We start from the raw sequence: 4,375 nt of genomic DNA on the forward strand, positions 1-4,375 counted from the left end.
TCTTTCATGGCCCCATTCACGATCAGTGTGAATTCGGAATGTCAGCCCGATGCTCATTCAACCATTCAACAAATCAACAATTCAACAGTTTCACTCCACCACACGGCACAAAAATTTTCGCACGCTAATGCATTACATCTTTTGAGGGAAGTATTCTAAGGCAGCAAAGCCTCAAACAAAATCAACCACAGAGAGCACAAAGATTTAGAAAAAAAAATGAAATTTATTGACATGAAAGGCGAAAACTCAGCAAAGCGGCACAATTTGCTCCCCCTTCCCTTTATTAAAAGAAGGGAAGGGGGCCGGGGGGGTTAGGATATTTAACACAAAAATTTTCGCACGCTAATGCATTACATCTTTTGAAGGAAGTATTCTAATTTATTCAATAAGCACCTCGCTATTGGGATGCGCCTGATGCCATTTTTTCCAGGTAGTTCTGACCGAGGGAATTTCCGGCAGGGTGGAATCGGCAAAAGTGCCGCTCACGCAGCGTAAGAGTTTCTCTTCAGGATAAGGGTACCACAAACTCTCCGATTGCGTATCGTAAAGGACAAATGTGTTGATGTACACCCAACCGCTGGCCCCTAAAAGGATGGCATTGCCTTTACTGCCTGTAAGCTCCCGACTGTACACGACAGTCAATTGTTCCAGCGGTCAGTAGGCCACCGCCACGTAGCGATCCAGAAAACGGTCATTAACCACTTCGTGATTGCGCAGGATGTTTAAGGGATAGGCCCTGCTCAGGCCATTCAAGGTTAAGCCGATTACTTCGAAGGTGGCGTCAGCGGCCGGGTAGTTGCTTTGACCCGGTTTGGCAAATTGCGGATGCAGGATGGGGGGAATGGCATTGACGCCCAGGCCAAAACGAAAAAGGTCTAAAGAAAAGCCGTACACTTTAACGGCGTGTGTCAGATCCCACACCTTTCCAGTTCGATCAACGAGCGTAATTTTCTTATCGGTATTACCGTCGCCGGAGTCGATGACCTTTGAGGGCGCCGGCTGGTTTTGTGAACAAAACCAGAGTAGGGCAGCGCAAGTCAGGATTAAAATTCTCATCGTTATTCCCTTCTGTAATGGTCATCTTTCTTTAAAGATAATTCATTTTTTTAGAAAATGGTTCACAAGAAGATCAAAAATGGGTCCTATTTTAATTCGACCGCCTGGGCGGTTGAGTGTGTCAAAATGGTCGAATCAGACGTAAACGAATACGAAATTTCTATCAATAAAAAAATATCTGCAGGAAAGTACTGACCAGGGTTGGCATTACACAAATCGCACCTCATGGAATGAACTGGCACGAAAATTGTAAAAAGATAATGTAGCAGTAAAGTTTAACCAACCGATAGGAGGTAACAATGTTGAAGCGCAAATATGCACTCTGGATTTCCGTGTTTATTTTGGTGCTAAGTTTTGGATTAATGCTCAGTAGCTGCGAAAAGGCGGATGAGGGCGTAACGCCATCGGATGTGGGCAAAGTGACCCTCAAAATTACGGATTCGCCTTCGCCCCTCAAATTTATTGAGGAAGCCAATGTCACGATTAACTTAATCGAAATGCACAGTGTGGACAGCGTGAATGGCGGAAACTGGATCACCGTGTGGGAAGGAAGCCAAACCATCAATCTGCTGGAACTGCGCGACGGTAAAACCGAAGACCTGCCGGAAGCAGAGGTTCCTGCCGGTACGTACAACATGGTGCGCATGCGCATCGATTCGGTGAGCATTAAATATGTCAATGGCGCGGAAGTCTATCTGGATCTTCCGGATAACGCCCGCGCTGGAATCAGGATTATGTTAGTCCCTCCGGTCGAAGTGGAAAGTGGCGATCTGTCTGAAATTTTGCTTGATTTTGATGTGAGTAAATCGTTCCGGATGCATGGTCGGTGGCATCAAAATTTTCCGGGATTCATTTTCCGTCCGGTCATTCGTGGTGTATGGATGAAAAAGGCTGGTGTCATTGCCGGCGCTGTTAGCGACGCCAGCGGCGCGGCTCTGAAGGATGTGGAAATTCAGGTCATCAGTGATTCGGTTGTGACACACACTTTTACGAATCGCCTGGGCTTTTACAAGATTCTGGGACTGCCGGAAGGAACTTACTCTGTTAAGGCTGAAAAGGAAGGTTACATGACTGAACAGGTTGACGGCATTCAGGTGTTTAAAAAACAGGTGGTTAACCAGAACTTTACTTTGACCCCTCAATAAACCTCAAAGGCTATCTCACAGCCCGAGAAAAGGGTCGTTTCGCCTGAATGGTGAAGCGGCCTTTTTTTGTGCCTTTTGCATGATAAATCTGAGGGAGGCGTGTGTATTAAGAATGCAATTTGCAATTCCGATGAAAAGAAGGAAAGGAAATGGCTTTCCCGATCTCCAATTTTTCTTTTGACAATAACCCACCCCCAACCCCTCCCGGGAGGGGAGTTTTGAGTGTGCCTCTCCCAGGAGGGGAATTATGAGTCTCCCCTCCACCGGGGGGACTAAGGGGTGGGTCAAATTCTCTCGAGCCGATTAATGCCTTCTAGCCTTTTAATCTTTGATCTTTCATCTTTAATCTTGCTTCTTTTTTCCTTTTTCTTTTCCCGCAAGAGAACAAGGCCTGTCTTAAAAGCACAGTAGAAATAGTTAAAACGTTTAAATAAAAAGGGATGTACTTCCAGAATAAACCTTTTTAAGGCTCCAAAAAGAAATCTCATGACAAACCAAAAATGCAAAAAAATTTGACAATAAAAAAGTGGTTATATAAATTAAAACATAGGTAAAACGTTTAAATTGAATGCGTATGAAAATAACCATTCGTGATGTAGCCCGGCGGGCCGGCGTTTCAACAGCCACTGTTTCCATGGTTTTGCACAATAAACGAAAAATCTCTGAAGAAACCCGGAAACGTGTTCTGAAAGCCATTCAGGAATTGAATTACCATCCTTCACAGGCTGCTCGCGGTCTGGTCTTAAAACAAACCGGAAATATTGGCTTTGTGCTGACAGAGAACCATTTTTTACGTACCGAGCCATTCTACACCAGAATTTTTCTGGGAACCGAATTTGAAGCACGCGACTCCAATTACTTTGTTTTGCTGGCCACTATCCCCAATGATTTTTCAGAAGACACCCCCTTACCGCGCTTTGTGACGCAACAGAATGTGGATGGCATCATCATTGGAGGTAAGGTGCCTTTAACTTTTTTGCAGAAGCTGGACGATTACAATTTCCCCCTTGTTTTTGTAGATTACTATCCTCCGCAAGGTGAGCACAACGCGGTGCTGATCGATAATATCCAGGGTGGCTTACTGGCAACCAACCATCTGATAGAGTTGGGGCATCGCAAAATAGCCTTTATCGGTGGCGACATGGATCATCCCAGTATTATGGAGCGCTACATTGGTTACAAATTAGCCCTTGAAAAACATGGGCTGAAATATGATGAGAATCTGGTAGTGACCAGTGAACAATCAACCAGCAAGGAAAATGGCTATCATGCGGTTTGCCAGTTAATGGATCACAAGGCAGATTTTACTGCGCTCTTTGCCTGTAACGATGCCATGGCCATCGGAGCTATGGAGTGTCTTAAAAAAAGAGGGATTAAGATTCCTCAACAGATCAGTGTGGTTGGCTTTGACGATATCGAAAGTGACGCCTTCCAGGATCCTCCCCTTACTACAATCGCCGTTCCCAAAGCGGACCTGGGAATTGAAGCCATGAAATTAATGCGTGATATTTTAGATAAAAAAGTACGTAAAAATAAAAAGGTACTGGTGCCGATCGAGCTGGTAGTGCGTGAATCTACGACTCAGGTCAATGGATAGCCTTTTTTTTACGGCTTGAATAAAATAAAGACCTTCAATCAACCAAAATGAGGAGGGCGTATGAAGCGCTACAATTACTTTTTTTTCATGGTTTTACTACTTATTCCTGCAATGTTATTTGCGGGAACAAATCTGCTGAAAAATGCAGATATTGAAACGCGTGAACCGGCTTTTTGGAATCGTGTCAATGACGACGGCACGCATGCCATGTGGGCCAGCGACACGGCAGCCAACAATCCCTGGAACAGCGATTTGCCCAGCGAATACTCCTTTAAGATCAGCAAAGACGCGGCCAGCAGCGACGTTATTGGCTGGAAGAGCGTCAACAATGCCGATCTTTACTGGAACCGTGCCACCACGGAAGGGGCCAACAAGCTGTACAACGTCAGTTTCTATGTGAAGACCGAGGGCGTCAATACCAATCCGGCATCGATGGATGAGAAGATCTATGTGCGTTACAGCTTTTATGCCGGAGGCAATCTGATTGCCGAGAAGGTTGTGGAGGTGGATCAGGCCGAAGCCAGTACGCCGTGGCACAAATTGGAAGATGCCATTTATGTAGGCGGCGCTCCGGAAG

The 4,375-nt window shown here is 45.4% G+C and carries 4 protein-coding genes; 3 read left to right on the forward strand and 1 reads right to left on the reverse strand.

Annotated elements, in window-relative coordinates:
• Positions 1-378: 378 nt before the first annotated feature.
• Positions 379-1,056, reverse strand: a complete 678-nt coding sequence (locus tag ACWB0I_RS00835; protein WP_479386131.1) for a DUF3179 domain-containing (seleno)protein — start codon at positions 1,054-1,056, stop codon at positions 379-381.
• Between the two features lie 299 nt (positions 1,057-1,355).
• On the opposite strand from ACWB0I_RS00835, the gene ACWB0I_RS00840 reads away from it, so the two are divergent.
• The 3 genes from ACWB0I_RS00840 to ACWB0I_RS00850 all read left to right on the forward strand — a co-directional run.
• A complete protein-coding gene (locus tag ACWB0I_RS00840) occupies positions 1,356-2,201 on the forward strand; it encodes a DUF4382 domain-containing protein (protein WP_479386132.1) in 846 nt (281 codons plus the stop codon).
• 568 nt (positions 2,202-2,769) lie between these two features.
• Positions 2,770-3,798, forward strand: a complete 1,029-nt coding sequence (locus tag ACWB0I_RS00845; RefSeq protein ID WP_479386133.1) for a LacI family DNA-binding transcriptional regulator — start codon at positions 2,770-2,772, stop codon at positions 3,796-3,798.
• A gap of 60 nt (positions 3,799-3,858) precedes the next feature.
• On the forward strand, positions 3,859-4,375 hold a 517-nt coding region (locus ACWB0I_RS00850; RefSeq protein ID WP_479386134.1), incomplete at its 3' end, for a hypothetical protein.

Source organism: Caldithrix sp. (assembly GCF_056497305.1).